The organism is Synergistaceae bacterium (genome assembly GCA_017443945.1).
Taxonomy (GTDB): Bacteria; Synergistota; Synergistia; order Synergistales; family Aminobacteriaceae; genus JAFUXM01.
Genome location: JAFSXS010000036.1, coordinates 1 through 3,272, shown reverse-complemented (window position 1 = coordinate 3,272; position 3,272 = coordinate 1). Strand labels below are relative to the sequence as shown.

Genomic DNA, 3,272 nt, shown 5'->3' with positions numbered 1-3,272 from the left:
TGCGGCCTTATCTGTCATTTGTCAAGAGTCCTTTCACATAAATTTTAGCAAATTATATCATTTTCCTTCACTCAATAAAATTTTTGCGTGTTCCTGAGCCTCGCTTAAATCCGGCGACCCTGATAACATTCTTGCAATTTCCTTGACTCGTTCATAGTCGCGTATATTTTTCATGGAAGTTTCTCCGTTAATCCGCTGTATCAAAATGTGCGAATCTCCCAGTGCCGCAATGGACGCTTCATGAGTTACTAGAATGACTTGACACTTGCGGGATAATTTTTTCAGCTGTAAACCGGATAATACAGCCGCCCGCCCTCCGAGTCCTGCTTCTACCTCGTCAAAAACTATAGTGGGAGGCAGCCACTCATCAGGCAAAGAAAGCTGCAATGCAAGTAAAAGCCTGCTCAATTCACCGCCCGACGCAATTTTTTCGACACGTCCGACTCTTGAGCCTTCCTGTAAAATAAATTCGGCCTCGTCTGCTCCATCACGACGTAATTTTTGCAAGCCGTTAAGATTTATATTAAATTTTATAGTGTTCATAGCGAGTTCACTTAAAATATTATTCACTCGTTCTGATAAAATTTTAGCGGTTTCTTGTCTTGAGTGCCTGATTTCCATAGCGAGGGCGTTTGCTTTCTTCTTGTCATTGAGTGATTTAATCGATAAATTTTCGAGCTCGTTATAACTTTTTTCGAGCCATTCAAGACTCGTATAAATCTCGTCGCAGTAATTTAACAGCTCGTTCTCGTCGGGAATATTGCAAAGCCGCTTGAGTTTTCGTAAAGCTCCGAGTCTGGACTCAATTTTTTCGCGTTGAGTTAAATAATTTTCGCCGTCATCAAGTTCTATATTATTAGCAGACTCGAATAAATTATTAATTGCTTCACGGGTTAATTTTTCGTCATCGTCATTCATGAATGAGTACAAATTTTCAAAGCAAGTTTTTACTTGTTCAACTAATCCATTTTCAGAGAGTCCGCCGGTGAGTGAATCAAGGCTATTTTTTGCGCGGTTAATCTCTGATATTTTGTGAGTTATATCAGCTAATAAATTTTCTAGTTTTTTTTCGAGTCCCTGTTCAGGCCGGGCAATTTTCACTAAATCAAAAATTTCTCGTGCATTTGAGTATTTGCGTTCGATCTCGGCGCGTTTTTTCTTGAGAGTCCGCAATTCCTGTGAACTTTCTTTAGCTAAATCAAAAATTTCATGAAACGAGTCAAATAATTTCGCGGGCAGAAACGAGTCAAGCATTGCTAACTGTCTATCACTCTCTAATAATTCAATTTGTGCGAACTGGCTTTGAATCTTAACGAGCGAGCTTGCTATTTGTGCGCATTCATTGAGACCGGTTATAGCTCCCTGAACTTTTGCGCGGCTCCGTCCAGTGTTTAATATTTCGCGTGTTATTGTCGTGTCCGTAAATTTTGCTTCAACTTGGCCGAGTTTCTCACCAGCACGAATAAATTTACCGCCTCCCCGACTCCCAGTTAATAGCTCAAGAGCACGCACGACACTTGACTTCCCTGCACCGCTTTCACCTGTTATTACGTTTAGGCCTGAAGTGAATTCGAGCGACGCAGATTTTATACCGCCTATATTTGAAATTTTTAGAGAGTCAATCATGATAAAGCAGCTCGATTATTTATGAAAATTTTATAGTTTATAAGAAATTGCGCCGGTTGTATTCTCATATAATTAGAGATTTTATCGCGATTACTCATTAAAATATAGAAATTTCGCAGCACACACAATAAAATAATGAAAATTTTATAGCTTGTAAAACTTTGCGCCGGCCTTATTCTTGCATAAAGTGAGACAGCAGAAAAAAATTTATCGCAGTTATTCGCACATAATGAATGCATAAAAAATTTATCGCTCATTTGCCCGCATATTATCACGCAATTATAAATACTCATTCGCCCCAGCCTAATTTTTCGCGCACTATATCAAGAAAATTTCTATCAGGTAAATTCACAGTTCTTATTTTCTTAGTACGTGATAGTCTTATTTCGATTCTGTCGCCCGGCAATACTTCATAAACGAGCTGGCCGTCCTGAGTCAACATTAAATCCCGTGAACTTCCGCGAGCTATTAACGTGATTCTGTCATCTTCAGAGCCCACTAACGGCCTTGAATAAAGAGTATGAGCGCACAAGGGAGCTAATAATATCGCATTAACGTGCGGGGGTATCATGGGCCCTCCGGCTGATAAAGCATAAGCAGTTGACCCGGTCGGAGAAGAAATTATTACGCCGTCAGCAGGTAACACGCAAAAAAATTCGTCGTTGAATCTTATTTCAATATGAAGCAATCTAGCTATTGAGCTTGTACTCAAGACTACATCATTGAGGGCATAAATTTTATAAAGCTGTGAGTCATCGTGATACAAGACACAACGCAAAACTCTGCGCTCCATCACGTTAAAATTTTCGGATAAAATATTCTGTAAATCTTTAATAGCTCCGTCGGGCCTGCTTGAAGCGAGAAATCCTAAATGTCCGAGATTTATTCCGTGCAAAATTATATCAGTTCCCATTATGAATCTTGCAGCGCGTAAAAATGTCCCGTCCCCGCCGATTACCAGCGCAAGTTTTACAGTTTTCAGCCATTGTTCATCGTCAAGTCCTGCAGTAGTGAGTGCGCTTGCTTCCTGTTTAGGTAATAGGAACCGGCAATTATTATTATTTGCCCATTCAAGCAAATTTTTCGCCATATTCACGGCCTCAGGCTTACGAAGATTTACGATCATTCCGAGTTCATTCATGATTTAAATTATATCAGGGCTTAGAATTCTTTGTATAACATGCTTGCTTGAATACCGTTATTATTCTGATATTTGCCGTTCGTGTAAAGTTCGTAGGGCTCTGAAATTGTGTGATAATAGATCTGCGCAATTTGGACTCCGGCGTAAATCCTGACAGGCTGAACACAAAATAATTCGAGCGTCCAATATCCCGCAAAACCTATATCTCCGAATCCTGCTGTTACATGAATGCAAATTCCGAGCCTGCCTATTGATGAGCGGCCTTCTAACATGGGAATAAAATTTTTTGTGCTTGTATATTCATGAGTTCGGCCAAGATATAATTTGCCCGGCTGTAAAATAAAGCCTTCAGGAGGAATCAAAATTTTTTGAGTGGGATTATCTTGTTTCATGTCGAGAGATTCGCGTGTGTAAATCAATAACTCGTTATGCAATGACAAATTATAACTATTTGGATTTAAGCGCGACTCGTCAAAAGGATCTATTATTATTTCGCGTCCGATAT

Annotated in this window: 3 protein-coding genes; all 3 read right to left on the bottom strand. The window is 39.7% G+C overall.

All coding sequences use genetic code 11. The annotated features are described in order from the left end of the window. Window positions 1–57: 57 nt before the first annotated feature. Window positions 58–1,626, bottom strand: a complete 1,569-nt coding sequence (locus tag IJT21_03915) for an AAA family ATPase (protein MBQ7577399.1) — start codon at window positions 1,624–1,626, stop codon at window positions 58–60. Window positions 1,627–1,915: 289 nt separating this feature from the next. Beyond that, window positions 1,916–2,767, bottom strand: coding sequence for an NAD(+)/NADH kinase (locus IJT21_03910; GenBank protein ID MBQ7577398.1), 852 nt, complete (start codon window positions 2,765–2,767; stop codon window positions 1,916–1,918). 20 nt (window positions 2,768–2,787) lie between these two features. Next, a partial coding sequence (locus IJT21_03905) for a dCTP deaminase (GenBank protein MBQ7577397.1) occupies window positions 2,788–3,272 on the bottom strand: 485 nt, incomplete at its 5' end.

Bases quoted from the DNA above. Each gene is read 5' to 3' on its own strand.
- IJT21_03915 (MBQ7577399.1), bottom strand. From the start codon at position 1,626: ATGATTGACTCTCTAAAAATTTCAAATATAGGCGGTATAAAATCTGCG.
- IJT21_03910 (MBQ7577398.1), bottom strand. From the start codon at position 2,767: ATGAATGAACTCGGAATGATCGTAAATCTTCGTAAGCCTGAGGCCGTG.